Raw genomic sequence first — 24,700 nt, 5'->3', positions numbered from 1 at the left:
TTACTTTATCGGATCTGCTCGGTTTGTCAATTTCCGGGCTTTTCCGATACGCCTTTCCGGTCCGCTGACGCGGCCCTTCCGGGCGGTGTTGCTATTTCACCAGACTCGGCGCGATTGTCAAAATCGAACCGATCCCGGTCCATCACCGCACAGCAGACACGACGAAGCCGCGTCGGCTGATTCGATGGTGGGTTCCCCGATCAGGTCGGCCGCCAGGCAGGCGTCCTGCATCCATGTGGGGACGAGGGGTTAACTTACGTCGTCTTGGCGGCCACGTCAAATCGACATCGCCCTCTGAGTCCCCTCCCGCCGCTGTGCGGGAAGCGGAGACGTGAGCGGACCTGCGGCCTCCCCCAGCGCCAAGGGTCTTCTCCTTGCCCTGCCAGTCCGCGGCTTGGCGGTACTCCCAGTGACCTACCACCCGCTAACCAACCCGGCCGGACAAGCCGGTGCGTCACCCCCGAACCACCTCGTGTGGACGATCCTCACCACCATCTTCTGATGCCTCCCCGCCGGAGTCGTCTCCATCGCCTTCGCCGTGCGGGTCAGCGGCGGGCGATCACGCCGGTGCCATCAGCGCCTCCGACAACGTCAAGATCTAGGCGATCGTCTCGGTCGTCGTCGCGCACGTCGCGATGGTCGATCCGAACCGGAGCGGCCACTATCCGACTTGCCCGTTCCTCTCCCTGACCGGTTGCCAGTGCCCGGGGGGCGGTTCGGATGATCCACGCGCTCGCTCACGGCGATGTGCGGGAGGCGCTCGGCCTCAACCTCTTCGCCGTGGCGATGCTTCCGGTACTGGGGACGCTGGACGGTGGCTCGCGCACAGGGTCGGCCCTCCCGGGCGAAGGAGGGTGACCCGCGACTGGTCTGGGCGTTGCTCGGCGCCGTCATGCTCTTCTGGCTGGTGCGGAACCTGCCGTTCGGGGCGTTCCTCGGCGCGTAGCGCGGGCGTGTTCGTCCACACCTCGGGGGGATGTGTCGGTGACGGCGTTCCAGCGATCGGGTGGCCCAGCATCGGGTGCCGTTCCGCTGGAGGAATCGAGGTCCGAGTGATCTGCGAGCTGGCCGTGGGGGGCCTTGGTCGAGGTGGCTGTTCATTCGCGGCTGGGCTTGCTCCTGGCGCGGATGTCGTCAGCGGGTGGGGCATGGCCGAGCATCCGGTCGGTGGTCTTCGTCTCTGCGCGTGGTGAGTCAGCGCCGAGCGTTGTGTCGCTGTCGAGGGGCGGCCGCGCGGGTGCCCCAGGGCGACGTGCCGGGTGGGCAGGAGGCGGGGCTGTGGCCTTCCCGGTGGTGGGGCGGGCGGCCCGTCGGCGAGACCAGGAGGTCGGCGGGGCCTGCGCGTTTCGCTATGCGGACGTGTCTTCCTGGATGCAGAACACGCAGGTCACAGGTGTGGTTGAAGCGGCAATAGTGGCAGAAGATGAGACTGTTGGATCACGTGGTCATATCCGTCCATTGGGTTAGTGGAGAACGATGGGGCGAGTGTCAGACTGTCGGGATGAGTCCTCGCAAATCGGACCCCGGTGTGCGCGTGATGTTGATCGACATCGCGGCCCGGCTGCTGGCGGAGGAGGGGCCGCAGGCGCTGACGACGCGGCGGGTCGCCGCCGAGGCGGGCAGCTCGACGATGGCCGTCTACACCCATTTCGGGGCGATGAGCGGGCTGGTGCGGGCGATGGTCCACGAGGGCTTCGCGCGGTTGAAGCGGTACTTCGACGCGATCACCGAGACCGACGACCCGGTCTCCGACATGGCGTTGCTCGGACGTGCGTACCGGCACAACGCGCTGGCCAACTCGCACCTGTACACGGTGATGTTCGGCAGTTCGTCCCTGGGCGGGTTCACCCTGTCGGAGGACGACCGGCAGCACGGCCGCTACACGCTGGCGCACGCGGTCGAGCACGCGGCGCGCTGCGTCCGGGCGGCGCGGTTCCGCAGCGGTGATCCCGAGCTGGTCGCGCACCAGATGTGGAGCGCGATGCACGGGCTGATCACGTTGGAGCTCGGCCAGTACCTGATCGAGCCGTACAACGCCGAGGTGTGTTTCGAGGCGCAGCTGGTGGGGTTGATGGTCGGGGCCGGGGACACCGTCGAGGCGGCGACGCGGTCGGTGCGGGCGTCGCTCGACCGGCTCGCGACGGAGCTCACCGGCGCACCGGCCACCGAGTTCGTCGACTGACCCCTCGCGGCTTCAGGACGGCAGGCGCATCTTGCGCATGAAGACAGGCAGCAGCCACGGCCGGCGTCCCCATACGACGACCTTGCCGGTGAGTGCGGCCCGCGCCTTGCTGACGCGGCCGAACAGCATGAGGTTGAGATAGACGGGGTCGAAGTGGACCTTCACGTCGATGTCGCGGCCGGGGTGCCCGATCGTGACCCGCCCGTCGGTCAGCACCATCACGGCGGGCCTGGTGTAGCGGGAGCGGAACTCGACCGCGACGCGGCCGCGGTGCTCCGGCCGGTTCCAGTCGAGCAGGTGCCCGTAGCCGTGCCTGGTCACGCCGAGCAGGAACAGCTCGAAGAACAGCGCGGCGTCGGCGGGGAGGATCGTCCAGTGGGCGCCGGTGGCGCGGGCGATGTCGCGGCCGTGCACCTGAAGCTCGTTGACGAGGTGGGCGAGCACGCCCGCGGCCGGGACGCGGGAGCCGCCGAGCCAGTCGATGGGCTCGTCCGGGTTGAGGTCGTCGCAGGCGCGCTGGATGGCGGCGATGTCCTCGCGGAGGCGGCCGGCGAGCGTGCGGAGGTCGCGCTCGGTGAACTGGGCGAGCGCGACGTCGTTGAACTGGGCGACGGTGTCGACGGTGGTGCGCGGGATGACCTCGGCGATCACCGGGCTCTCGGAGAGGCTGCCCGACTTGCCCAGCATGCGGCGGTAGGCGTCGGAGATCGTGACGAGATGGGCGGCGGTCTCGGCGACCGTCCAGTCGTCGGTGGCCATCGTGTCGGACGGGACGGAGAGCAGGAGTTCGGCGAATCGCTCGCCGGTGATTTCCACACTGTGGCGGGCATCGGACCATGTGGTTGCGGAGACGGCCGGGAGCATGTCCGCCCTCCTTCGGGAGGTTCTCGGGACCGAACAACACCGGTATACCACCTGAGGCAGTCGGCGCCTATGGGTTACGCGTGCCCCATACCGGAAATCGAGCAGTTTTCAAGAAGTTGTGAATGCGGCGCGCCGCCGACCCGCTCCGAGAAGCGGTTGGGAGTGGGGAGGCATCGCCGGTGTGGAGCCGTGAGGATTTCCGTGCGAAAAATCAGTGGTGGGCTCTTGGCGGCGGCTCAGGGCCGTCCGGGGAAGGGCGTTATTTGTATTTCGCTCGGGGGTCGGCGTGGAACTCGTCGGGGTGCTATCGCCGCGCGGGTGTCGATAGGCGCGCAATGAAACGCGATGTCTACGCTCGTCGCCTCCAGGCCACTCGGGACGGGCGGGGTGGCGCTGACCTGCGGCTTTCCTGCTGAGACGGAGCCGGGGGGCGGGTGGTCGTCGCGGGGTGGGGCCTTGTCGCTGCCCGCTGCCGTTAAGCCGTCCATATGTTGTTGCGCGTTTTTCGGTCGGGGATTCCGTCGGTGGGTCATTGCCGTCTGCGGAATGGTCAAGGCCTTTACGACCGGGTTCGAGAGACGTTCAGGATGGTGCCGTCCGCGTGGCCGGAGCGGTATCGGGTGGCCGTCGACCGGGCGTGCGGCTTGGGGGTGTGCGGAGGGTGCGAGGCCGGACGGGACGGGACGGAAAGCGACGGGAAGGTGACCCTCCATGCCCATCCGGGGGAGGCACGCGAACCCGTGGGCACCCGGTCAGGCTAGGCCCACGCGTTCTTGTGCCGAGGCGCTCGGAATGGAGGTCCGCGACCATGTGGTGCTTTCCGAGATGGGCGGTTACCGGTAGCTGATGGCGGGACGTTCAGGTCACGGGGACGATCCGCGCGCGGACAAGTCGGCCGTCGCCGACGTCCAGGAGGCCGAGGGTGCCGTGCGGCTGGCGGCGCCGGTCGGTCGGCGAGCCCGGGTTGAAGATTCGGACGCCGTCGCCCGTCTCGTCCATCGGAATGTGGGAGTGGCCGAAGACGACCAGGTCGGCGCGGGGGAACCAGTGCCGCATCCGCGCCGTGCGGCCCTGGCTCCGGCCGCTGTCGTGGACCATCGCCACCGCGAGGCCGTCTAGGTCGAGTTCGAGGCGCTCGGGGGCGCCCCAATCGGCCACGTCCTGGGCGTCGTTGTTGCCGAGGACGGCGTGGACGGGCGCGTACTCCGCCAGCTCGTCCAGCACCGACGCCACGCAGACGTCGCCGGCGTGCAGGATCACGTCGGCGCCCCGCAGGTGCTCGGCGACCCGCGGCGGGCACGACTTCCAGCGCCGGGGCGCGTGGGTGTCGGAGATGACGACCGCCCTCATCCAGCCCATCCTCTCCTATGGCCGGACGGTCGCGGTCGGCGGATGCGCGGGTGGCGGCGGATCGGGTCAATTTCAGACGCGGCGGCCCGGACACCGGTGGGAAACAACTGTAAGCACCGTGTCATTTCCCGGGGCTGACCAGCGGAGTTAGGCTCGGCCTTCCTCGCGGCCGCCGCCGCGTCGGCGACCGTACGCCCCCGGTCCGCACCGGCGGCGGCACGCATCGCGAGGGCCAGGGGACGGCCGGGTTCCGAGGTGGACAGTTACTCCCTTGCACCTGCCGAGGAGTCCGGCCGTCCCCCCTGGCCCGGGCGTGGCCGGGTGTGCTTCAGCGGGCCGCCGGGGACGGCAGACCGGTGGCGGGGAGGCCCGCGGCGCACCACGCCTCGAAGCCGCCGTCGATGTCGGTGGCGCGGGTGAGGCCGAGGTCGTGCAGGGACGCGGCGGCCAGGCTGGAGGTGTAGCCCTGCGAGCAGAACACGATGACGCGCAGGTCGTGGCCGGTCGCCTGCGGGAGCCGCGCGTCGGAGGCGGGGTCGAGCCGCCACTCCAGGACGTTGCGCTCGATGATCAGCGCGCCCGGCACCTCGCCCTCGGCCGCGCGCTGGGCGGCGGGGCGGATGTCGACGAGCAGCGCTCCGTCGAGGAACTCGGCGTGGGCGCGCTCGGGCGTGACGCGCTCCAGCCGGTTGCGGGCGGCGGCGAGGATCTCATCGATGGTGCGGGGCATGCGGGCCAGCATGACACCAGATTCCCTATAAAGTCAATCTGAAATGTTGCTATCGGGCGAGCAGGTCGGCGGCTGCCGCGGCGAGGACCTCCTGGACGCGCAGCCCGTGCGCGGCGTCCAGCGGATGCCCGCCGCCGTCCCGCACGGCCGAGGCGAACTCGGCGACCATGGTCGGGAACGCGTCGTCGCCCAGGTCGGTCCAGTCGAGCCGCGCGTGCCCCGTCCGCCCGTGCACCTCGACGTGGGCGGGCGGACCTCCCGCGGCCCCGGCCATCGAGACCGACGCCTGGCTGACCGCGCCGCCCTCGTGCTCCAGCAGGAGCCCTACCCAGCCGAGGGGATCACCGTGGGCGCGGACGGCGGTCACGCGTCCGAGCGCGGCGTCCAGCAGGTCGACGAGGTGGGGGCCGAGGTCCAGCAGCGCGCCGTGCTCCAGCCGCCACGGCGTGGCGAACGGTCCGCCGCTCAGCGACGGCGTGACGAACGAGCCGTACCCGCCGAGCGGCTCGGACCCGCGCGCCCGCTTCAGGAACGCCCGCGCGGCGGCCGAGTAGCGCACGGTCAGGGCGATCTGGGAGACGACCCCGGCGTCCTCGATCGCGCCGGACAGCCGCCGGGCGCCGTCCAGGTCGAGCGCTAGAGGCTTCTCCAGCAGGACGGCCTTGCCCGCGCGGGCCGCGCGTTCCGCGAGCGTCGCCTGCACGTCCGGCGGGACGCAGAACGCGACCGCCTCGCAGGCGTCGAACAGCTCCTCGATGCGCGGGAACGACGGCGCGCCGTGCGCGTCCGCCAGCGCGGCCGCCGCCTCGGGACGCCGCGCCCAGACCCCCGCGAGCCGGGTGGACGGCCCCGCCGCCAGCGCGGGGGCATGCGCCATGCCCGCCCACGGTCCCGCCCCGACCAACCCCACCGCCACCGCTTCGCCCATGCGCCGACAATAGACGGCCGGGCGGCCGCGGCGCGGGTCAGCAGCCGCCGTGCGTGAGCGTCCAGTCGTCCAGGAACGTCTGGACGTGGTAGCCGTAGAGGCCGCCGTCGGTCAGGTACCGGTAGGCGTAGTCGTAGCCCGCGCCGCAGGTCGCGTTCCCCGCCTCGATCGCCCAGTCGGCGGGCGCCTTGATCCCGTCGCCGGCGATGGCGTCGAGGAAGCGCTCGTCGGCGCCGCCGAACGAGCCGCCGCTCCGGGGCTGCGGCACGACGACGGTCTTCCGCACGACCTTCGGCCGGGTGACCGTGACGGTCGGGGTCGGCTCCGGCTCGGCCGGGGCGCCGGCCCCCGACGCCTCCGGGGACGCGGCCCGCGCCGCGGCTCCCGTGTGGTGCGATCCCTCGGGGTCCAGCATGACGACGGTGGCGGCGGCCCCGCCCGCCGCCACCGTCGCCGTCACGGCGGACACCGCCACGACGATCAGGGTGTTCCTGCTCATGTCGCCCTCCGTTCGACATCGGGGGCCGCCGACAAGCCGCCCCCCGCCCGGCTCGTCCAGCGCCCCGGAGCAAGCGTGCGCGTGATCGCGTCATCACGGAAAGGGACCGTTGTCCTGATCCGTTCTGCCGCGGCGTCCCGGGCGTTCTGGGCGGCGACGCCCGCGCGGACAGGACGCGCCGGCGGGACGCGCGGCGCCTCAGCGCTTGCGGGCGACGCCCCCCAGCGTCCCCTCGGCGGCGGGCGGGGAGCCGAAGGGCGACGGCTCGGGCCGCCACCGCGAGATCGGGACGACGCCCGGCTCCAGCACCTCCAGGCCGTCGAAGTACGCGGCGATCTCCTCGGGCGTGCGCAGCAGGTAGGGGACCGCGCCGGTCGACGTGTAGCCGTCTGCCGCCGCGCGGTGGGAGGCGTCGGTCACGACGCTGTCGGCGAGCGCGAGGTGGCTGCCGGACGGCAGCGCGGCCATGAGGCGGCCGACGATCGAGCGGGCCTCCGCGTGGTCCTCGACGTGTCCGAGCACGCCGATCATGGTGAGCGCGGTCGGCCGGGACAGGTCGAGGGTCCGGGACGCGGCGGCCAGGATCGCGTCGGGGTCGCGCATGTCGGCGTCGACGTAGTCGGTCGCGCCCTGCGGGGTGCTGGTGAGCAGGGCGCGGGCGTGCAGCAGGACCAGCGGGTCGTTGTCGACGTAGACGACGCGGCTCTCGGGCGCGACCCGCTGGGCCAGCTCGTGGGTGTTGTCGACGGTCGGCAGCCCGGTCCCGACGTCGAGGAACTGCCAGATCGCCACCTCGCCGGCCAGATGGCGCACGGCGCGGGCGAGGAAGTGCCGGGCGGCGCGGGCGACGTCGACGATCCCCGGAAATACCGCCCGGTACTTGTCGCCGGCCTCCTGGTCGACGGGATAGTTGTCCTTGCCGCCCAACCAGTAGTTCCAAACACGCGCGGAATGCGGAACGCCCGTGTCGAATGGCGGGTCGTCGGCCATGGGTTCTCCAGCGGTCGGGAGCGGTGGCCACACCAGGCTACGGCGTGTCCGGGCACGCCGACGGATCACCATAAAGCAGTAAACTCACCGCACCGTCGAGTGATGGAGCGAAATGCAGGAAATCGGGCTGGCCGAAGCAGTGAAAGCGATCCGCGACGATCTGGTGCGGGCCGAGCGGGAGGGCGCCGACGCGGACATCCGTTTCACGGTCGGGCCGATCGAGGTCGCCTTCGACGTCGCGCTGACCAGGGAGGCCGGCGCCAACGGCAAGGTCAAGGTGTGGGTCGTCGAGGCCGGCGCGTCGGGCAAGGTGTCGCAGACCAGCACGCACCGGGTGGCGTTCACGCTGACGCCGACCCGCGACGGCCGGCCGGTCGAGGTGGGTGACCTGCTCAGCACGCCCAGCCGGTGACGCCCGACGAGCCACGCTGGCGCACCGTCGAGGTGCTCGTCGAGGACGGCGCGAAGGGGTTCGGCACCGGCTACCGGGTCTCCGACCGGCTCATGCTCACCTGCCGGCACGTGGTGGACGCGCCGGGAGCCGCGACCGTCCGGCTCGCCACCCCCGACGGTTCGCTCGCCGTCGCCGCCGACCGGATCTGGACGGCCGAGGGCGCCGAGGTCGACCTGGCCCTGCTGCGGGTGCCCGCCGGCGCGCTGCCCGCGGTCGCCCCGGCCGTGCTGGCCGACGTCGACCCGTGGGGCACGGGCCGCGCGACGTTCTCCTGCTGGGGGTTCCCCGCGTCCCACGAGCGCACGGGCGCGCTCGGCGCCGTCCGCGACGTCGACCAGGTGGACGGCGAGGTCCTGCTCGGCGCGAACGTCAAGACGGGCCTGCTCGACCTGCACCGGCACGACGCGCCGCAGCGCGCGGGCATGTCCTACAAGGGGCTGTCGGGCGGGCCCGTCCTGGTCGGCGGGAAGCTGGTCGGCGTCGTCCGCTGGGCCGAGGCCGACGGCCCGCTGACCGCCTCGCGGGTCTTCAGCGCCGCCGGGCCGCACCGGCCCCGGATCGCGGGCGAGTTCGTCGAGCCGCGCGCGAGCCGGGAGGCCCTGAACGCGCTGCTGGAGGACGCGGGCGTCCGGCTGGACGAGGCGACCGCTGGGCCCGCCGCGCCGGTGCGCCGGTCGCGGTACTGGTCCACGATCACGAAGATGCGCGCGCGGTGCCCGCACCCCGCCGACCGGGACGCCGAGCTCGCCCGGCTCCAGGAGTTCGCGACGGGCGCCACGTCCTACCTGTGGCTGGTCGGCGACCCCTACGCGGGCAAGACGACGCTCGCCGCCGCGTTCGCCGGGGACCCCGCGACCGAGGTCGTCACGGTCGCGTTCTTCGTGTCCCGCTCGACCGGCTCGCGCCTCGCCGACTACCGGACCGCGCTCGCCGACCAGCTCGCCCCGCTGGTCGGCGAGGTCCTCTCCCCCGGTGTCGTGCCCACCGCGTTCGACCTCGACGACCTGTGGCAGCGCGCGGTGGAACGTGTCACCGCGGACGGCCGCCACCTGATGCTGATCGTGGACGGCCTCGACGAGGACGACCACCTCCAGCACCGCGAGAGCAGCATCGCCGCGCAGCTCCCCGAGTACCTGCCGCGCGGCGGCCACGTGCTGGTGACCAGCAGGCACTTCCCCGAGGTGCCCGCCGACGTCCCGGACGGGCATCCGCTGCGCCGCTGCGAGCGCCGCCCGCTGGCCGCCAACGACGCCTCGCGCGCGTCGCGGCGGGCCGCCGAACTCGACCTCCAGCAGCACCTGCGCGACCGCACGAGCCGCGGGGTGCTCGGGCTGCTGGCCGCCTCGGGCGGCGGGCTCGCCGACGCCGACGTCGCGCACCTCACCGGCCTCGACCTCTACGACGTCCGGGACCTGGTCGAGCACACGATCGCCAGACTCGTGGACTGCCGCGAGGAGCACGGGCAGCGCCGGTACTCCTTCGCCCACGACCTCATCCGGGAGACCACCACCGAACGCCTCGGCGCGGACGCGATGGCCGCCCACCGGGAGGCCGTCCACGCCTGGGCCGAGCCGTTCCGGACCGGCGGCTGGCCCGCCGACACCCCGCTCTACCTCCTGGACCGCTACCCGCAGGTGCTGGCCGACTCCGGCGACCTGGCGCGGCTGCGCGGGCTCAACGACCCCGACCGCTGGCGGCGGCTGCGGGAGCGCGTCGGGACGGCGGAGCCGGCCGTGCGTACACTCACCGACTCGATCCGGCTGCACCTCGCCGAAGACCCCCCGGACCTGGCCGCGACGTACCTGCTGGCGCTGTGGCGCGACCAGCTCCGACTCTCCGCCCGCATCCACCCCGAGGTGATCGCGATGGGCTGGGCGGAGCTCGGCGACCTGGAGCGGGCCGAGCGGATGGCGCGCGAGATCGTCGTCCCGTCGATCAAGTCCAACATCCTGATCTCCATCGCGGAGGTGGCCGGCCGGACCGGCGCCGACACCCAGGCGGAGCTGTGGCTCCAGGAGGCGGAGCTGCTGGCCGGCAACATCCTGAGCGGGGTGCGGCGCGCCCGCACCCTCGCCCGGATCGCGCTCGTGCTGGGCAGCGGGTTCACCCGGGCCGAGGCGCTCATGGAGGAGGCCGCCCGGCTGATCATCTCCGTCGTCCACTCCCGGGGCCGCCGCCGGGACCTGCTGGTGAACCTGGCCTGCGACGCCGCCCGCGCCGGGCTGTTCGACTCGGTGGAGCGGGTCGCGCGCTCGTTCACCGACAGGAAGGACCAGCGGCCGATCCTCGCGGCCGCGGCCCGGATCGCCGCCGAGGCCGGGTTCCAGGAGGACGCCGAGCGGCTCGCGCACCTCATCGACCACCAGGACCTGCGCTGGGAGACGTTCGCCGACATCGCCGGGGTGCTCGCCGAGCGGGGCGAGGCCGGGGCGGCGCGGGAACTGGTCCGGACGTCGGTCAACGGCCCCCGGCTGGTGTGCCGGGCGCTCGGCCGGATCGTCCGGGCGCTGGAGCTGCGGGGCGAGCACGCCGAGGCCGCGGCGGTGCTGGCGGAGGCGATCGAGACCACCTCCGCCAAGGGCAACTCCCGGCAGGCAGGGTTCCCCGCGCTGTTCCCCGCGGTCGTGGAGGCGGGGCTCCTCGACGACGCCGAACGGCTCATGCTGCTGATCGAGGCGCCCCGCCGCCCGGCGGCCGCCGTCCGCATCGCCCTCGCCGCGCTCGACGCGGGCCGGGTCGACACCGCGACCCGGATGGTCGAGACCACGGCCGACCTCTTCGCGCTCCTGCCGCGCCGCCAGTGGGCGCCGCTGGTCGAGGCGGCCGCCGAGGCCATCGCGCGCGACGACCTCGACGGCGCCCGGGACCTGCTGACGATCGCGCTGAAAGCGGGCGACCGTCCCCGCCCGTGGGGGACGCAGTCGACGGGCCTGCTGATCGAGACCCACCTCGCGGAGCTGAAGGGCGGCACCTCCGACCTGCTGGAGGCGGGCATCACCGCCGCGCTCCGGTTCCCGTCGCGGCAGAACCTGCCGACCGAGCTCGCCACGACCGCCACCGACCTCGGCCTCACCGCGCTCGCCGTCCGCGCGGCGTCGCGGATCATCGACGTGCACGAGCGCAACGACGTGCTCGGCGCCGTCGTGGCGGAGGCCGCGCGGCAGCGGCGCACCGGCGTCATCGAGGCCGCGCTGGCCGCGATGACCCCGACCCGCAAACGGGCGATCGCGCTGGTCAACGCCGCGGAGACGCTCGCGCGGGCGGGCCTTTCGCGCGACGCCGAGCGGCTCGTCCAGTCGATGCCGAACGGGTTCCGGCACGCGGCGGGCCTGGCCCAGCTCGGCCGGGTCGCCATCGACCAGGGCGACCGCGAGCGGGCGGTCGCCTTCCTGCTCGCGGCCGAAGAGGCGGCCCCGGCCGGGTCGGTCCGGCACCTGTCGCCGTTCGAGCTGACGGCCGCGGCGCTGGCCGCCGCCGCGCGCGGCCGCTACGGGGACGCCGAGCGGATCGTCGGCGTGATCGACCGTCCGCGCCTGCGGGTGAGCGCGTTCGCCGACCTGGCGCGGGCGGCCTACGGCGAGGGCGAGTACGGCCGCGCCGGGCGGTTCCTGACCCTCGCCGAGCAGCGGCTGGACGACATGGACGCCGACACCCTCGACTCCGTCGCGGCCGAGCTTGCCACCGCTGCCGCCCGCACCGCCGACCTCGACACCGCCGAACGGCTCGTCGCCCGCGTCGCCGACCCGGTGACGCGCGTCTCCGCGCTCGCCGGCGTCGCACGCCTCGCCCACACGCTCGGGCACACCACCGCCGCCGCGCGGATGCTGGCCGCGGGCGAGCGGCGGCTGCCGGGGTTCGACGCCGACTCCCACGACGCCGTGGCGGTCACGCTCGCCGCGGCGGCCGTCGCGACCGGCGACCTCGCGATGGCCGAGCGGCTCGCGACCAGGGTGGCCGACTCGCGGTCCCGCGTGGAGGCCCTGCTCGCGGTTTGCGCCGCGAGCCGGGACCGGCTGCGGACGCTGCGGCGCAAGGTCGGGCAGGAGATCCGGGCCCTGCGCAACATGCGAGTGCGCGGCGCGCTCCTGTGCGCGCTCGCCCGCGTCACCGCGGACTCCGGCAACCCGGGCCAGGCGGGCAAGCTCCTCGCGGAGGCCGAGACGGCCGTGCACACCATCGCGATCACCAACGCCGAGCCGCGCTGCCGCGGCCTCATCGAACTGGCCGTGACCGCCGCCGCGATCGGCGACGGCGAGCGCGCCGGGCGGCTGCTGCGCGAGGCCGAGGACCTCGCCGCCACCCACGTGGACGAGCACCGCCACCAGCGGGCCCTGTCGAACATCGCCTACGCGGCCGTCCAGATCGGGCAGCTCGACCTCGCCGAGCGCACGGTGACGGTCATGCAGAGCGCGCGGCTGCCGTTCCCCGCCTGGAACACGCTCACGCTGATCGCGGCGCGCGCCGCCGCCGACGGGGAGACCGCGCGCGCCGTCCGGCTCAACGAGCAGGCGCTAGAGATCGCCAAGCGCATGCACGACCCCAAGGTGCGCGGCGCGGCGCTGGCCTCGATCGCGGCCGCCGCCCTGCGCGCCGGGCTCCTGGACCAGGCCCGCGACATCGTCGACGACGACAGCCGGCACTATCACCGGCAGGGCCCCATCTGGAGGGACATCGCCCTGGCCATCGCGGCGGCGGGCCACCTCGCCGAGGCGGAGGAGGAGGCGGCGCGCATCCAGTCGCCGACCCGGCGCCGCGAGGCGTTCGAGGGCATCATCGACCAGTTGGTGACCGCCGGCGCCCACGCCGACGCCGAACGCCTCATCGTCCAGGGCATCCGCGAGGACGGCTGGCTCCCGCCGCCCGCGCTGATGATCGCGGCCCTCCCCCAGGTGATCCCCGTCCTCGGCAACGCCCTCCCGGCGATGGCCGCGTTCGAGGACGAGGGAGGGGACGCGGGCGGGGACGCCGGCGGGGAGGAGCGCGGCTGACCGCGAGCGTCAGGCGTTGAACCCCAGGGACGCGACGAACACGAAGTTCGGCGACCTGTTCACCAGTCTGATGACGACGAAGTCGTTGTACAGGCCCGGCGGGACCACGGTGTCGACGTGCACCCGGACGCTGACGCGGGCGGGCAGGGCCCGGCCCGCGAGGTCCACGGCGAGGTCGACCTTGTTGTTGTCGGACGTCGTCAACCGGGTCGTGGCGAGCACGACCTCCCTGAAGTGGCCCGGATGGGCCGGGTCGGCCTCGTGCAGGATCACCGAGACCAAATGGCCCGGATAACCGGCGAACGTCGTGACGTGCTCCGTGAACACCTGCAATGTGGTGGTGTTCGGCCCCGCGGGGTCGGTTTTCTGGAGCGTCAGCGGAAGCTCGACGGCGAGGCCGGAATAGCTGGCGTCGCCGTACACACCCGGTTCGTCCCCGAGGTGGACACGGCCCTGCCAGACCAGTTCCGGCTGGGTGCTGAGCATGCGCTTACCTCCGTATGACCGGCCCGGAAAACTCCCTTACGCATGCTAGCGAGAAAGCCCGTCCACTGTCATTGCCATCGCCGATCCCGCCGCGCCGCACAAATTGATCAAGAGGGTTTTCGTCCGCCAATTGCCGCCGCAATGCGTCTAAACAGGCAAAAGAAACACTGGGCGCCGGGAGACGGGCGCGAGGTAGTGCTGGCCGTACCTGGGTCCGCCCGTAGGCGGGGTCGACCCACCCGGGGGTCCGAACCGCACACTTCAAGGGCCAACGAAGCGCAGCATGAAAAGGAGAATGACGATGCGCGCACGAATCCTTGCAGGAGTGTCCCTGGCCGCGGTCGTGGCGGGCGGGCTGACCGCCACCCCGGCCATCGCCGCGCCCGCCCAGGCCCCGCTGAACCTGGTGTGCCAGGCCGAGGTGGACGGGAACGAGCTCGTCGCCCCGGACGGGCAGCTGAAGGCCGCCGCCGTGTGGACCGTGGAGTGCCCCGAGGCCCGCCACGTGCGGGTGACGGTCGACTACGTGACCGGGGACTACGCCTCCCAGCAGCACGACATCGCCGCCGGGGAGTCGTGGACGTCGCATGACTTCTCGCCCTCCGACGACGGCAGCGGCGTGAACTCCGTCGTCAGCGTCTGGGAGGAGCGCGAGCTGCTCACGCAGGTCGCCCTCAACTGGGACTGACCGCCGGCCCGGCGGTCACCCGGTCATGCGGTGACTCCTGTCATGCGGCGCAACCGGCTCAGGACGATCGCGGTCAGCTCCGCGCGGGCCACGGCCAGCTCCCGTGACCGGGGGTTGCCGAGGCGCCGCCGGACGTCCGCGACGAGGTCGGCGGCGCCGCGCCCCTCGGCCGCGACCAGATAGGTGAACCCGAAGCGGGCCTGGTACGCCGCGTTGAGCCGTCCGATCTCGCGCAGCAGCGCGGGGGAGGCGGCCAGCGAGGACTGCTCGATCGTGGAGAAGCCCGGCGGGCCCTCCGTTCGCGTGTCGGCGCCGATCGGCGGATGCTTGCGGATCAGCGCTACGAGCGAGTCCTCCCCCAGGGCGGCCAGGCCCGCGCGGGCCGCCGCGTCCAGCGCGTCCCAGGTGCGGTACGGGCGTCCGGCGACCAGCAGGTCCACCCACGGCGCCCAGCGGCAGCACGCGTACGCCGACTCGGTGGCCTGGCGCACGTCGAGCCCGTCGAAGGCGGCCAGGCCGTCCTCGGTGGACGCCGGGGCCGGCGCGGCTCGCAGCTCGGCGAGGGTGCGGTCGACGATCTCCGTGACGCGGTCCGGTTCGAGCCAGCGCGGATACTCCTCGATATCCGCCACCGCCGCGTCCAGCGCGCGCCGTACGGACGCCGCCTCCTCCGCCGAGAACGTCTCGCCCCGGGACTCGGCGAAAGCCATGGCCATGTCGTCCGTGCCGAGGCTGTCCCAGACCCACTCCAGCCGTCCGCCGACCATCTCCGGGGCGACGCACGAGGAGGGCGGCGGGAAGGCGTCCGGCCCGTCCCGCAGCGCGGCGGCGACGTCGCGGGGCATGTGGCGCAGGTAGGCGTAGCGGCCGACGACCGGCTTGAGCGGCGGGACGGGCAGCCCCGACTCCCGCGCCACCGTGTGCGCGAGCCGGGTGAGCGCCGTCAGGTCGATGCCGGTCCGCACGCCGTAGAGGGTCTCCAGGGCCAGCACGACCTCCTCCATCGCCGCGAACCCGCACCGGTACGACACGCCGCCCGCCGCGACGTCGGGCGAGGCGCCCGCCGTCGCCGCCGCGATCGTGCACGCCGTGGCGAGGCCGAAGTCGTCGTGGGTGTGCATGGTGAGCGGGACGGGCGCCGCGAGCCGGTCGCGGAACGTCCGGACGAACGCCTTCATCGCCTCCGGGCCGAGGCTGCTGACGGAGTCCATCAGGTCGATCCGCAGCGCCCCGAGCGCGACCGCGCGGTCGACCGCCGGGATCATCTCGTCGAGGTCGCGCAGCCCCACCTGCGCCAGCGTGACCGTCACCCCGACGCCGAGCTCGCGGGCCACGTCGAAGAGCTCCTCCAGCTCGTCCAGCTGGCGGGCGCGGGCGTCGGGGCCGTCCGCCGGGACGATCCCCGGGGCGAGGGTGTCGGCGCCGAGTTCGACGAGCAGCTCGGCGGTCTCGCGCATGCCGACCGGCGGGAGGCGCCTCCCGTCCGACAGCAGCGTGTCGGCGAACACGTTCAGGCTGAACCCGAAGTCGCGGGAGCCGACGGCCCGCAGCAGTTCGAGCTGGCGTTCGGGCGGCACGGTGGCTCCCGTCCAGTCCACGTTGAGGCACTCGTGCCGCACCCCCGCCAGCGTGAGCTGCTCGGCGATCCGCAGGAACCCGTCGATGCTGGTGAGGGTCCCGGCGGTGAACAGCGTCTTGCGGAGCGTGCTGTCGATGAGCGTGAACGGGTCGGGCCAGTCGTAGCCGTCGTGCAGGTCGGGACGGGTGTTGAAGGGGCTGACCCGGTAGGCGCCGTCCACCTGCCAGGCGCGGTCGTGATTCTCCCGCATGTGCTCAGGTCACCCGTTCCAGAGTCCAGCGTTCCAGGCGCGTCGCGGCGACGAACGACGCGACCGCGAGCGCGGTGGCCACCACTCCCGTCCCCCACGCCCGCGCGTAGTGGGAGTAGGAGACCGAGTCGACGAACATGAACCCGAGGCCGCTCTTGCCGATGAGGAACTCCGCCAGCATCGCCGACAGGATCGTGCTCGGCGCGGCGATCCGGACCGCCACCAGCGCGTTCGGCACCGCGCAGGGGATCAGCAGCCGGGCCAGCGTCGCGGGCTTGGACGCGCCGAGCACCGTGAAGACGTCCCGCGTGCTCGGCGAGGGCGCCCGCAGCCCGGACGCGACCAGGCTGAACGCCGGGAAGAACGTCACCACCACAGTGATCGCGACCACCGCGGGCCGGCCGGTGCCGAACAGCCCGATCATGACCGGCACGATCGCGACCACCGGCACCGAGCGCAGCAGCACCGCCGCCGGGGTCAGCACGGCGGTCAGCAGCCGGGACGACCAGACCGCGACCGCGAGCACGCCGCCCAGCAGCGTCCCGGCGACCAGGCCCGCGAGCGCCGTCCAGGTCGTGGTGAGCACGGGCCCGAGGTAGGCGCCCGGGTGGGTGAGGATGTCGGCGGCCACGCTCTGCGGCATCGGCGCGACGAGGTCGGTGTAGCCGTTGGCCCTGACCCACACCGCCCACCCGCCGACGAGCAGCGCCGACGGCCAGGCGACCTGGAGGAACCGCGTCAGGAACCGCGCGTTGGTGTGCACGGCGTTGTTCACGGGGTTGTTCACGGCGTCCTCCTTCAACTGAACCGGCGGACCGAGGCCCGGCGGACACCGGTCAACGTCCCGTAGGCGGCCAGGGACACGAGCGAGACGCACAGCGCCGCCGCCCACAGCTGGACGACCGCGTAGTTCTGCATCGAGCTCACCAGCAGGACACCGATGCCGCGCGGTGCCCCGAACCACTCCCCCACGACCGCGCCGAGCAGCGCCGCCGGGGCGGCCAGCGCCAGCCCGTCGAAGAACGCCGGGACGGCGGCGGGCGCGCGCAGCCGCGCCATCGTGCTCGCCCGCGAGGCGCCGAGCACCTGGAACACGTCGTCCAGGCTGGTTCGCGGCCGGGAGAACGCCGAGGACATCGCGACGAACACCGCGAAGCCCGCGCCGAGCGCCGCGATCACCGGCGGCGTCCGCTCGTTGCCGACCGTGGTCACGAGCACCGGCCCGAGCGCGATCAGCGGGACGGTGCTGAGCAGCACGGCGAGCTGGCTCATCCCCGCCCGCAGCCACGGGACGAGCAGGCCGAGCCCGGCGGCGGCCACCCCCGCGAGGACCCCGGCGAGCAGCCCCACGGCGGCCTCGGCCACGGTGGCCCGGGTCGCGCGGGCGAGGATCACCCGGCCCGGCTCGTCGACGCTGTAGGTCAGGACGGACGACAGCGGTGGCCACGTGTCGCCCGCCGCGCCCGTCCGGCCGACCAGCTCCATCAGCCCCACCAGGACGGCGACGCCGAGGACGCCGGTGCCGAACCGCCGCGCGCCGGTCACGGCCGCCCGCCCGAGGGGTCGTCCAGGAGGGCGATGAGCCGGTCGACGACCTCGTGGAACGCGTGCCCCCGGGTGAAGTCCTCCCCGCGCGGGCGCGGCGTCGGAACCGGCTCGACATGCGCCAGCGCGCCCGGCCGCCCGGTCATCACGACGACGCGGTCCGCGAGCTGGACGGCCTCCGCGACGTCGTGGGTCACCAGCACCGTCGTGGTGCGCAGCCGCGCCCACACCGCGCCGAGCTCCAGGTTGAGCCTGCGGCGGGTGACGGCGTCGAGGGCGCCGAACGGCTCGTCGAGCAGCAGCACGTCGGGTTCGAGCGCCATGGCCCGCGCGATCGAGATCCGCTGCCGCATCCCGCCGGACAGCTGTTTCGGGCGCGCCCGCGCGAACCCCTCCAGCCCGACCGTCTCCAGCAGCGCGCGGATTCTCTCCTCCGGGACGGGCCGTCCGGCCAGCCGGAACGGCAGGGCGATGTTGTCCCAGGCGGTCGCCCACGGCAGCAGCGCCGCGTCCTGGAAGGCGACGCCGAGGCGGTGCCGGGCGATCAGCGCCGACGGTGCGCCGCCCGCCACCTCGACCGTCCCCGCCGTCGGCGTCTCCAGCCCGGCGATCATCCGCAGCACCGTCGACTTGCCGCAGCCCGACGGGCCGAGGAGGGCGACGAACTCGCCGGGCGCGATGGTCAGATCGACGCCGTCGAGCGCGCGCAGGGGCTCGCGCCGCCGCGACAGCGGGAACTCCTTGACGACCCCGCGCAGCTCCACCGCCGCGTGGCCCGCGTCCGTGTCGCCGGACGGGCGTCCGTTGTCGACCACGGCGCCGCTCACAGCCGCGCGCCCTTCGCGAACACCTCGTCCAGGACCGAGGTGTCGACGACCTTGCGCACGTCCGGCAGGTTCGCCGCGCCGGCGAGGCGGAGCCAGGGATACATCGTGGACGCCATGACCTGCGGATCCATGCGCAACATCCCCTTCGCCCTGGTCAGCGCGCTCGCGGTCAGCGGGGTCTGGAGTTCGTTCTGCCGGGTCTGCTGCCTGGCGTCCAGGCCGAGGTCGAGGCCGTACTTGTCCATCACGACCTTGACCGCCGCGCCGGGGTCGGCCAGGTTGTCCTGCCAGCCGCGCGCGGACGCCCGCATGAACTTCACGACGGCGTCCCGGTGCTGCGCCACCATCGACCGCTTGCACGAGATGATGCTCGCGTAGGCGGGGCAGCCCAGCTCGCCGTAGGTCACGACCTCGTAGCCCGATCCGCGCCGCAGGCCGAACTTGGTCTCCAGGGTGATGGGCTGGTTCGTCACGAAGCAGTTGTAGGCGTCGCCCTTGCCCTGCATCAGCGCGCCGGGATCGAACCCCGTCGGGACGAACTGGAAGTCGGGCCGCAGGTGGTTGGCCTTGTAGATGCCCTCCAGCACCGGCTGGGTGCCCTGCTGGCTGAGGATGCGCCGGCCGGGCAGGTCGCCCGGCCGGGTCAGCGGCCGCTTCGACAGCGACAGCAGCCCGTTCGGGTCGGTCTGGAACTGGGCTCCGAGCAGCACCAGGTCGTTGCCCTTGCCGATCACTTCGAGCACCTGGCGCATGTTCGGGTCGATCGCGAGGTCGGCCGCGCCGGACGCGAGCTGGACGTGCGGCAGCGGCGAGTTCGTCCCGCCCCCCTTGAACGTGACGTCGAGGCCCTCGTCGCGGTAGTAGCCGCGTTCGACGGCGAGCCAGAACCCGGCGAACTCGATGTTGGTCACCCACCCCAGGGCGACCTTGAGCCGGGACTTCGACCCGGCGCCGGCCGCCGCGCCGCCCCCGCAGGCCGCGAGCAGCGGTCCGGCGCCGACCGCCAGCGACCCCGCCGCCGCGGCCTTGAGGAAACGCCGGCGGGAATGGGCCCGTCCTCCCGGCGCCGTGCGGGCCGGAGGATCGGTGAACCGGGGTTGTTCGATCACGGTTGCACCCTTCATGAGTTGGGGTGGGACCAGCCGGGCCCGTCGCCGAGGCGGGCGAGGCCGCGGGCCGAGGAGGTGAGCCAGACCGCTCCGGCCGACGTCACCTGGGCCATGTCCCCGGCGCACACGTGCCCGAGGTCCGGCACGGAGTAGTTCGGGTGGACCTCCACCACCATCCCCTCGGCGAGCACCGCGTCCGCGAACCGCGGATCGGCCTGGCCGGGGCCGCTGACGCCGCGCATCGCGGGCTCGGAGTAGCTGAGCCCGAGGCCGTGGCAGAACTGGAACCGGAACGGGTCCTCGCCCGGCGGGTGGGGGCAGGCCGCGTCGACGAGTTCGTCCATGCGGGCGGCGACGGCCGCGAGGGGCACGCCGGGGCGCATGAGCGCGGCGATCTCGTCCTGCATGTGGAGGAGCCGGTGGGTGTGCTCCTCCAGCAGCGCCGAGGGGCGGCCCACCACGGCGGTCCTGAGGCTCTGCCCGTAGAAGCCCTCGTAGCGGACGGTGGTCCCGATCTGGAGGCGGTCGCCTCGCGCGAGGGTCTCGCGGAGTTCCCGCTGCTCGAAGTAGGTGGTGGACGGCGCCGGGCCGGTCGCGATCCAGCACCCGGCGGACTCGGCGCCGAGCGCCCGCCCGGCCTGCTCGGCCGCGACCATCAGCTCCGCGCCGGAGACGGGACGCTCCGCCGCCGTGGCGAGCACCCGATCGATCATCGCGTCGGAGATCGCCGCGGCGGCCCGCGCGAGGTCGGCGAAGTCGGCGTAGTGCAGGGTCCGCATCGCGTGGAGGTGCCCGTCGACCGGACGCGGCTCGCGCCACCGCCCGCGCAGGACGTCGGCGAGCGAGGCGGGGAGTTCCGACAGCCCGGCGACACCGACGCGCGACAGCGGCGGCACCGCCTCGGCGAGCGCGGCGGGCCCCGCCACCTGCCGGACGTCCGCCGCGTCGCCCAGCCGCGCGCGGAAACCCCGCGCGTCGTGCGGCCCCACGGCGAGCACGACCGGCCGCTCGGCGCGGCGGAGCACGACGCCGGACGGCCCGAACGGCGGCGCCCAGCCGGTCAGGAACCGCACATTGCCGGGCGAGTCGGCGAAGGGCCCGAGCGACCCGGGCGCGCCGAGGACCACGATCGCGTCGAGCGCCTCGTCCTCGACCCGCCGCCACAGCTCGTCCCACCGCGCGGTCAGCGCGGGGGTTCCGGTGGCTACGCCAGGCATGGCACACCCCACTCGGACGCCAGCGAGCGCAGGTGCGCGGCCCCGGCCCGCACGAACGCCACCGCGTCGGCGTGGGTGAACCGGCGCCCCGCGAACGCGTCCATGGACTCGGCGTCGCCCTGGGCCACCCTGCGCTCGCCCTCCACCGCGAGCCGGATCGTCGCGGTCAGCTCGGCGGACGTCAGGTCCGGGTGCATCGCGTGCCAGACCGGGTCGTACAGGTCGATCGTCAGGGGGCGCAGGTAGGGGTGCAGGCCGTCCTCGCCCCCGCCGGACTCCGCCGCCGAGGTGAGGGTCTCCAGGCTGAGGTTGGGACGCGCCCCCGCGTCCCGCAGCACCCCGAGCAGCGCCGCCATGTCGACCGCGCCGGTGCCGACGGGCCGCAGCTGGTAGCGCATCCCGTCCTCGCGGATGCCGAGGAGGCAGTCCTTGACGTGCGTCTGCCGGACGTAGGGCGCGACCCGCCGGGCGCTCTCCAGCGGATGCTCCCCGCGCTGGAGCAGGTTCGTGGTGTCGAAGGTGATGCCGAGGACGTCGGGGCCGACGCGCTCGACCAGCCGGACCAGCTCGAACGAGGTGATCTCCTCGTGCGTCTCCAGGTTGAGGTGGACGCCGTGGTCCCGGCAGATCGGCGCCAGCAGTTCGAGGAAGCGCGCGGTCTCCTCCAGTTGCACGGACCAGTCGACGTCCGTCCGGAAACGGTCGTAGGCGAACCGGCCCGGGAAGTCCTTGAAACCGCCGGTGACGACCCACAGTTCCCGGCATCCGATTCCGGCCGCCGCCTCGATCGCCTGCCGGAAACCGAGGACGGTGTCACCGTCGCCGGCCTTCCGCAAATGCGGGTGCTCGGCCATCGCATAGGGGTTGACGTTACCGATTCCGGCTTCGAGATAGAGGCCGAGATGGTCCGCGTGCCGGCGGAGCTCGGCCAGGCGCCCGGCGTCCAACTCGGGGTCCATGTCGAAGACGGTCCGGTAGAAGACGCCGTCGAGGCCCAGCTCCCTGGCCAGGTCGAGGCGCTCCACGGGCGGACGTCCCGTGGCGCCGGGGACCTTGCGCCCGTCGATCCCGACGCGCATGGTCTCGCCCGTCATGCCGACACCGCCATCGGACGCGACTCCGTGAGCCGCCTGATGTGGTCGCGGCTGCGCAGCACGGCGTCCATCGCCTCGTCGTGCCCGAAATGGGACGGCGGAACGGCCCGCGCCCGCTGCTCATAGATCAGGGCGGTGAATTCCGCGAACTCCGGGACGGTCAGATCGGAATGCGAGGCGACGAACTCCGGATCGCGAATGGGCAGCACCGTCACCGGCACCGGTCCGGGAAAGTCGTCGCGCGACTCCTCGTTCTCGATCGTCAGATTCACACCGGGAGCGGTGCGCGCGAGCGTCGACAGGACGTACTCGAAATCGACCACCCCGTCCCCGCAGGACGTGAGCTCGAACCGGTATCCGCCCTCCACCGGTGTCAGCGCGCAGTCCTTGAGCTGCGTCTGCCGCACGTACGGGGCGACCCGGTCCGTCGTGAACCTCGGGTGCTCCAGGCGCTGCAACGGGTTGGCCGTGTCGAAGACGATGCCCAGCACGTCCGGGCCGACGGTCTCGACCAGCTCGACGAGCTCGAACGAGGTGATCTCCTCGTGCGTCTCCAGGTTGACGTGCACGCCGAGGTCCAGGGCGATCGGCCGCAGTCGCTCCAGGAACCGGCGCGTCGCCGCCAGCTGCTCCGACCAGCTCACGTCGGTGCGGAACCGGTCCCAAACGAACCTGCCCGGGTAGCCGACCTGGTAGTTGGTCGTCGCCGCCCACAGCTCCACGCACCCGATCCGCGCCGCGGCCTCCATCATCCGGCGGAACCCGAGCAGGATGTCGCCCCCGCCCGCCGCGCGCAGCTCGGGCGCCTCGGGCGTGGCGAACGGGTTCACCTTGCCGAGCCCCGCCTCGACGTACATGCCGAGGTCGTCGGCGTGCTCGCGGATCTCTCGCAGCTCACCGGCGTCCAGGGTCGGGCTCATGTCGAGCACGGTGCGGAAGAAGACCCCGTCGAACCCCGCCGCCCGGGCCCGGACGAGCGTGTCATGGCACCCGCCCCGCGCCGCGCCGGGGAACTTGCGCCCGTCGACCCCGACCCGCGGCGCCCAGGGCGCCCCCGCGCTCGGCTCTCCGTCACCCACGGGCACGCACCCCCTCTCTGCATCTGGTATTACTGGTCTTACCAGTTGCCGGGAATGTAGCAACGCCTCCCGCTCCTGTCCAGGGCCTTCCGAGATAGGTCGCGACCAGGACGGGCCGGTATGTTGCACGTGCGCCACCGGGCCGTCCCGGACGGGGGCGGCAGTGAGCAAAGGAGCCGAAGTGATGACGCGGCGCAGGAGCGACGCCCCCGATCTCCGCCGCGCGTCCGCGCGTCCCGGCGGCCCCCGATGAGCGCCGGGACCCAGCGCTCCCGCGTCGCCGACCAACTGCTCCAGGACATCCGGGCCCGCCGCTACGGCCCGGGCGAGCGGCTCCCCTCGGAGCGGCGGCTGTCGGAGGCGTTCGGCGTCTCCCGTCCGGTGGTCCGCGAGGCGCTCGGCATGCTGAGCTCCCTCGGCCTGGTCGACATCCAGGTCGGACGCGGCGCCTTCGTGACCGCCAAGGACGTCGCCGTCCAGTCCGAGGACGCCCAGCGCTCCCTCATCGACGTGACCGTGATGCGCGAGGTGATCGAGTGCGGCGTGCTCGGCGTCGCGTCCCGCCGCGACCCGGGCGACCCGGAGGCCGCCGAGCTGCGCGCCGCCCTCGCCGAACTCGAACGCTGCGTCGCGAACGGCACCCAGGCGACCCGCGCCGACCACCGCTTCCACCGCGCGGTCGTCGCCACCGCCCGCTCCGCGACCGCCGTCCGCCTCTGGGAGGACCTCACCACCGAGATCACGACGGTGATCAGGATCAGTCCCAACGGCACCACCATGGACGAGGCCACCCTGGAGCGCCACCGCGTCCTCGCCGACGGCGTCCTGCGCGGCGAGTTCGACCTGGCCCGCCAGGCCTGCCACAGCCTGCACGAGGACTACCGCGACTTCCTGCGCGACCTGCTGGGCTGACCTGGTTGCCCGGTGGGCAAAATGATCTAGCGTCCGTCACCCCACGGGAGAAAGCACTTAAAGTAGATCAACTACCGGCCGTCAGACGCTCAGGGGACCAATGTGACCGACCGCGAGTTGGACCTTCAGACCGATATCCCGCATTCGGCCCGAATCTATGACTATCTACTCGGCGGCAAGGACAACTACCCCGCCGACCGGGCGGCGGCGAAGAACATCGTCGCCGACTGGACCGTGCTCCCCATCGGCATGCGGGCGAACCGCAGGTTCATGGCGCGGATGGCGCACCATCTCGCCGCCGAGCACGGCATCCGGCAGTTCCTCGACATCGGGACCGGCCTCCCCACCACACCGAACCTGCACGAGGTCGTCCAGGCCGTCGCCCCCGAGTCGCGGATCGTCTATGTCGACAACGACCCCATCGTCCTCGTCCACGCCCGCGCCCTGCTCACCAGCTCCCCCGAGGGCAGGACGGGCTACCTCGACGCCGACTTCCGCGACCCCGACGCGATCCTGGAGTCCCCCCAGCTGCGCGACTACCTGGACCTGAGCCGTCCCGTCGCGCTGAGCCTCATCGCGATCCTGCACTTCATCGTCGACGACGCCGAGGTCCGGCGCATCATCGACCACCTCATGGCCCCCCTGGCCCCCGGCAGCATCCTGGCCCTGTCCACCACCACGTTCGACAACAACCCCGAGGTGGTGCGGGCGGGCGTCGCCGCCTACAACGCCCACGGAATCCCGACGGTGGCCCGTACCAAAAAGGAAGTGGAGACCTTCTTCAACGGCCTGGAGATTCTGGACCCGGGAGTCGTCCCCGTCCACCGCTGGCACCCCGACGAGGAATCGTCCAAACTCGCCGACGACCAGATCACCATCCACGGCGGCATCGCCATCAAACGCTGAAAAGAACCCCAGCATGTAATCGC

Annotated in this window: 24 protein-coding genes; 9 read left to right on the top strand and 15 right to left on the bottom strand. The window is 73.0% G+C overall.

The window, feature by feature from the left end; all coding sequences use genetic code 11:
- From K2F47_RS39810 to K2F47_RS39800, 4 genes are all read left to right on the top strand, one after another.
- Nucleotides 1–180: hypothetical protein (locus tag K2F47_RS39810; protein ID WP_242911443.1), on the top strand; the 180-nt coding region annotated here is incomplete at its 5' end.
- 540 nt (nt 181–720) lie between these two features.
- The gene (locus K2F47_RS39805) at nt 721–858 is read left to right on the top strand and encodes a DUF2752 domain-containing protein (protein WP_242911442.1); all 138 of its coding nucleotides are present in this window, start codon (nt 721–723) and stop codon (nt 856–858) included.
- Complete coding sequence (locus K2F47_RS41160) at nt 815–946, top strand: hypothetical protein (RefSeq protein WP_272498158.1); 132 nt, start codon at nt 815–817, stop codon at nt 944–946. Before K2F47_RS39805 ends, K2F47_RS41160 begins: the two co-directional genes overlap by 44 nt.
- Before the next feature lie 555 nt (nt 947–1,501).
- Nucleotides 1,502–2,182, top strand: a complete 681-nt coding sequence (locus K2F47_RS39800) for a TetR/AcrR family transcriptional regulator (RefSeq protein WP_242911441.1) — start codon at nt 1,502–1,504, stop codon at nt 2,180–2,182.
- A gap of 12 nt (nt 2,183–2,194) precedes the next feature.
- On the opposite strand, the gene K2F47_RS39795 is transcribed toward K2F47_RS39800, so the two are convergent.
- From K2F47_RS39795 to K2F47_RS39770, 6 genes are all read right to left on the bottom strand, one after another.
- The gene (locus K2F47_RS39795; protein WP_242911440.1) at nt 2,195–3,046 is read right to left on the bottom strand and encodes a maleylpyruvate isomerase family mycothiol-dependent enzyme; all 852 of its coding nucleotides are present in this window, start codon (nt 3,044–3,046) and stop codon (nt 2,195–2,197) included.
- An 858-nt stretch (nt 3,047–3,904) separates the two neighbouring features.
- Nucleotides 3,905–4,396, bottom strand: coding sequence for a metallophosphoesterase family protein (locus K2F47_RS39790; protein WP_242911439.1), 492 nt, complete (start codon nt 4,394–4,396; stop codon nt 3,905–3,907).
- Between the two features lie 328 nt (nt 4,397–4,724).
- Nucleotides 4,725–5,126 (bottom strand): rhodanese-like domain-containing protein, encoded by a 402-nt coding sequence (locus tag K2F47_RS39785; protein WP_242911438.1) that lies wholly within the window; start codon nt 5,124–5,126, stop codon nt 4,725–4,727.
- A gap of 49 nt (nt 5,127–5,175) precedes the next feature.
- Nucleotides 5,176–6,054, bottom strand: coding sequence for a Gfo/Idh/MocA family protein (locus tag K2F47_RS39780; RefSeq protein ID WP_242911437.1), 879 nt, complete (start codon nt 6,052–6,054; stop codon nt 5,176–5,178).
- A 37-nt stretch (nt 6,055–6,091) separates the two neighbouring features.
- A complete protein-coding gene (locus tag K2F47_RS39775) occupies nt 6,092–6,553 on the bottom strand; it encodes a hypothetical protein (protein WP_242911436.1) in 462 nt (153 codons plus the stop codon).
- Nucleotides 6,554–6,751: 198 nt separating this feature from the next.
- The gene (locus tag K2F47_RS39770; RefSeq protein ID WP_242911435.1) at nt 6,752–7,543 is read right to left on the bottom strand and encodes an SAM-dependent methyltransferase; all 792 of its coding nucleotides are present in this window, start codon (nt 7,541–7,543) and stop codon (nt 6,752–6,754) included.
- 112 nt (nt 7,544–7,655) lie between these two features.
- Here K2F47_RS39770 and K2F47_RS39765 point away from each other — a divergent pair, with 112 nt between their 5' ends.
- On the top strand, nt 7,656–7,955 hold the full coding sequence (locus K2F47_RS39765) for a trypco2 family protein (protein WP_242911434.1): 300 nt from the start codon (nt 7,656–7,658) through the stop codon (nt 7,953–7,955).
- The gene (locus K2F47_RS39760; protein ID WP_242911433.1) at nt 7,952–12,985 is read left to right on the top strand and encodes a trypsin-like peptidase domain-containing protein; all 5,034 of its coding nucleotides are present in this window, start codon (nt 7,952–7,954) and stop codon (nt 12,983–12,985) included. The genes K2F47_RS39765 and K2F47_RS39760 overlap by 4 nt, the downstream gene beginning before the upstream one ends.
- Nucleotides 12,986–12,994: 9 nt before the next feature.
- Here K2F47_RS39760 and K2F47_RS39755 read toward each other — a convergent pair whose 3' ends face one another.
- Nucleotides 12,995–13,471 carry a hypothetical protein gene (locus K2F47_RS39755; protein ID WP_242911432.1) on the bottom strand — a complete coding sequence of 159 codons (477 nt, stop codon included), beginning with the start codon at nt 13,469–13,471 and terminating at the stop codon, nt 12,995–12,997.
- Nucleotides 13,472–13,772: 301 nt separating this feature from the next.
- Between K2F47_RS39755 and K2F47_RS39750 the strand changes: the two genes are divergently transcribed.
- Nucleotides 13,773–14,159 carry a hypothetical protein gene (locus K2F47_RS39750; protein WP_242911431.1) on the top strand — a complete coding sequence of 129 codons (387 nt, stop codon included), beginning with the start codon at nt 13,773–13,775 and terminating at the stop codon, nt 14,157–14,159.
- 23 nt (nt 14,160–14,182) lie between these two features.
- Here the strand turns inward: K2F47_RS39750 and K2F47_RS39745 are convergent, their stop codons facing one another.
- Genes K2F47_RS39745 through K2F47_RS39710 form a run of 8 tightly spaced genes read right to left on the bottom strand, consistent with a single transcriptional unit; the run spans nt 14,183 to nt 22,859 of the window.
- Nucleotides 14,183–15,988 carry a 2-oxo-4-hydroxy-4-carboxy-5-ureidoimidazoline decarboxylase gene (locus K2F47_RS39745; RefSeq protein WP_242911430.1) on the bottom strand — a complete coding sequence of 602 codons (1,806 nt, stop codon included), beginning with the start codon at nt 15,986–15,988 and terminating at the stop codon, nt 14,183–14,185.
- 4 nt (nt 15,989–15,992) lie between these two features.
- Nucleotides 15,993–16,775 carry an ABC transporter permease gene (locus K2F47_RS39740; protein ID WP_242911429.1) on the bottom strand — a complete coding sequence of 261 codons (783 nt, stop codon included), beginning with the start codon at nt 16,773–16,775 and terminating at the stop codon, nt 15,993–15,995.
- Nucleotides 16,776–16,786: 11 nt separating this feature from the next.
- Nucleotides 16,787–17,533: an ABC transporter permease gene (locus tag K2F47_RS39735; RefSeq protein WP_242911428.1), complete on the bottom strand. Its 747-nt coding sequence runs from the start codon at nt 17,531–17,533 to the stop codon at nt 16,787–16,789.
- Nucleotides 17,530–18,360, bottom strand: coding sequence for an ABC transporter ATP-binding protein (locus tag K2F47_RS39730; RefSeq protein WP_242911427.1), 831 nt, complete (start codon nt 18,358–18,360; stop codon nt 17,530–17,532). The genes K2F47_RS39735 and K2F47_RS39730 overlap by 4 nt, the downstream gene beginning before the upstream one ends.
- Nucleotides 18,357–19,469 carry an ABC transporter substrate-binding protein gene (locus K2F47_RS39725; RefSeq protein ID WP_242911426.1) on the bottom strand — a complete coding sequence of 371 codons (1,113 nt, stop codon included), beginning with the start codon at nt 19,467–19,469 and terminating at the stop codon, nt 18,357–18,359. The genes K2F47_RS39730 and K2F47_RS39725 overlap by 4 nt, the downstream gene beginning before the upstream one ends.
- A gap of 11 nt (nt 19,470–19,480) precedes the next feature.
- The gene (locus K2F47_RS39720; protein ID WP_242911425.1) at nt 19,481–20,686 is read right to left on the bottom strand and encodes a M24 family metallopeptidase; all 1,206 of its coding nucleotides are present in this window, start codon (nt 20,684–20,686) and stop codon (nt 19,481–19,483) included.
- Nucleotides 20,674–21,780, bottom strand: coding sequence for a sugar phosphate isomerase/epimerase family protein (locus K2F47_RS39715; RefSeq protein ID WP_242911424.1), 1,107 nt, complete (start codon nt 21,778–21,780; stop codon nt 20,674–20,676). The genes K2F47_RS39720 and K2F47_RS39715 overlap by 13 nt, the downstream gene beginning before the upstream one ends.
- A complete protein-coding gene (locus K2F47_RS39710; protein ID WP_242911423.1) occupies nt 21,777–22,859 on the bottom strand; it encodes a sugar phosphate isomerase/epimerase family protein in 1,083 nt (360 codons plus the stop codon). The genes K2F47_RS39715 and K2F47_RS39710 overlap by 4 nt, the downstream gene beginning before the upstream one ends.
- A 249-nt stretch (nt 22,860–23,108) precedes the next feature.
- Between K2F47_RS39710 and K2F47_RS39705 the strand changes: the two genes are divergently transcribed.
- The gene (locus K2F47_RS39705; protein ID WP_242911422.1) at nt 23,109–23,771 is read left to right on the top strand and encodes a FadR/GntR family transcriptional regulator; all 663 of its coding nucleotides are present in this window, start codon (nt 23,109–23,111) and stop codon (nt 23,769–23,771) included.
- Nucleotides 23,772–23,873: 102 nt separating this feature from the next.
- Complete coding sequence (locus K2F47_RS39700; RefSeq protein ID WP_242911421.1) at nt 23,874–24,677, top strand: SAM-dependent methyltransferase; 804 nt, start codon at nt 23,874–23,876, stop codon at nt 24,675–24,677.
- Nucleotides 24,678–24,700: the final 23 nt, after the last annotated feature.

Source organism: Actinomadura terrae, assembly GCF_022751215.1.
Taxonomy (GTDB): domain Bacteria; phylum Actinomycetota; class Actinomycetes; order Streptosporangiales; family Streptosporangiaceae; genus Spirillospora; species Spirillospora terrae.
The sequence above is the reverse complement of the archived record's forward strand: the minus strand, read 5'-3'. Positions and strand labels throughout refer to the sequence as shown.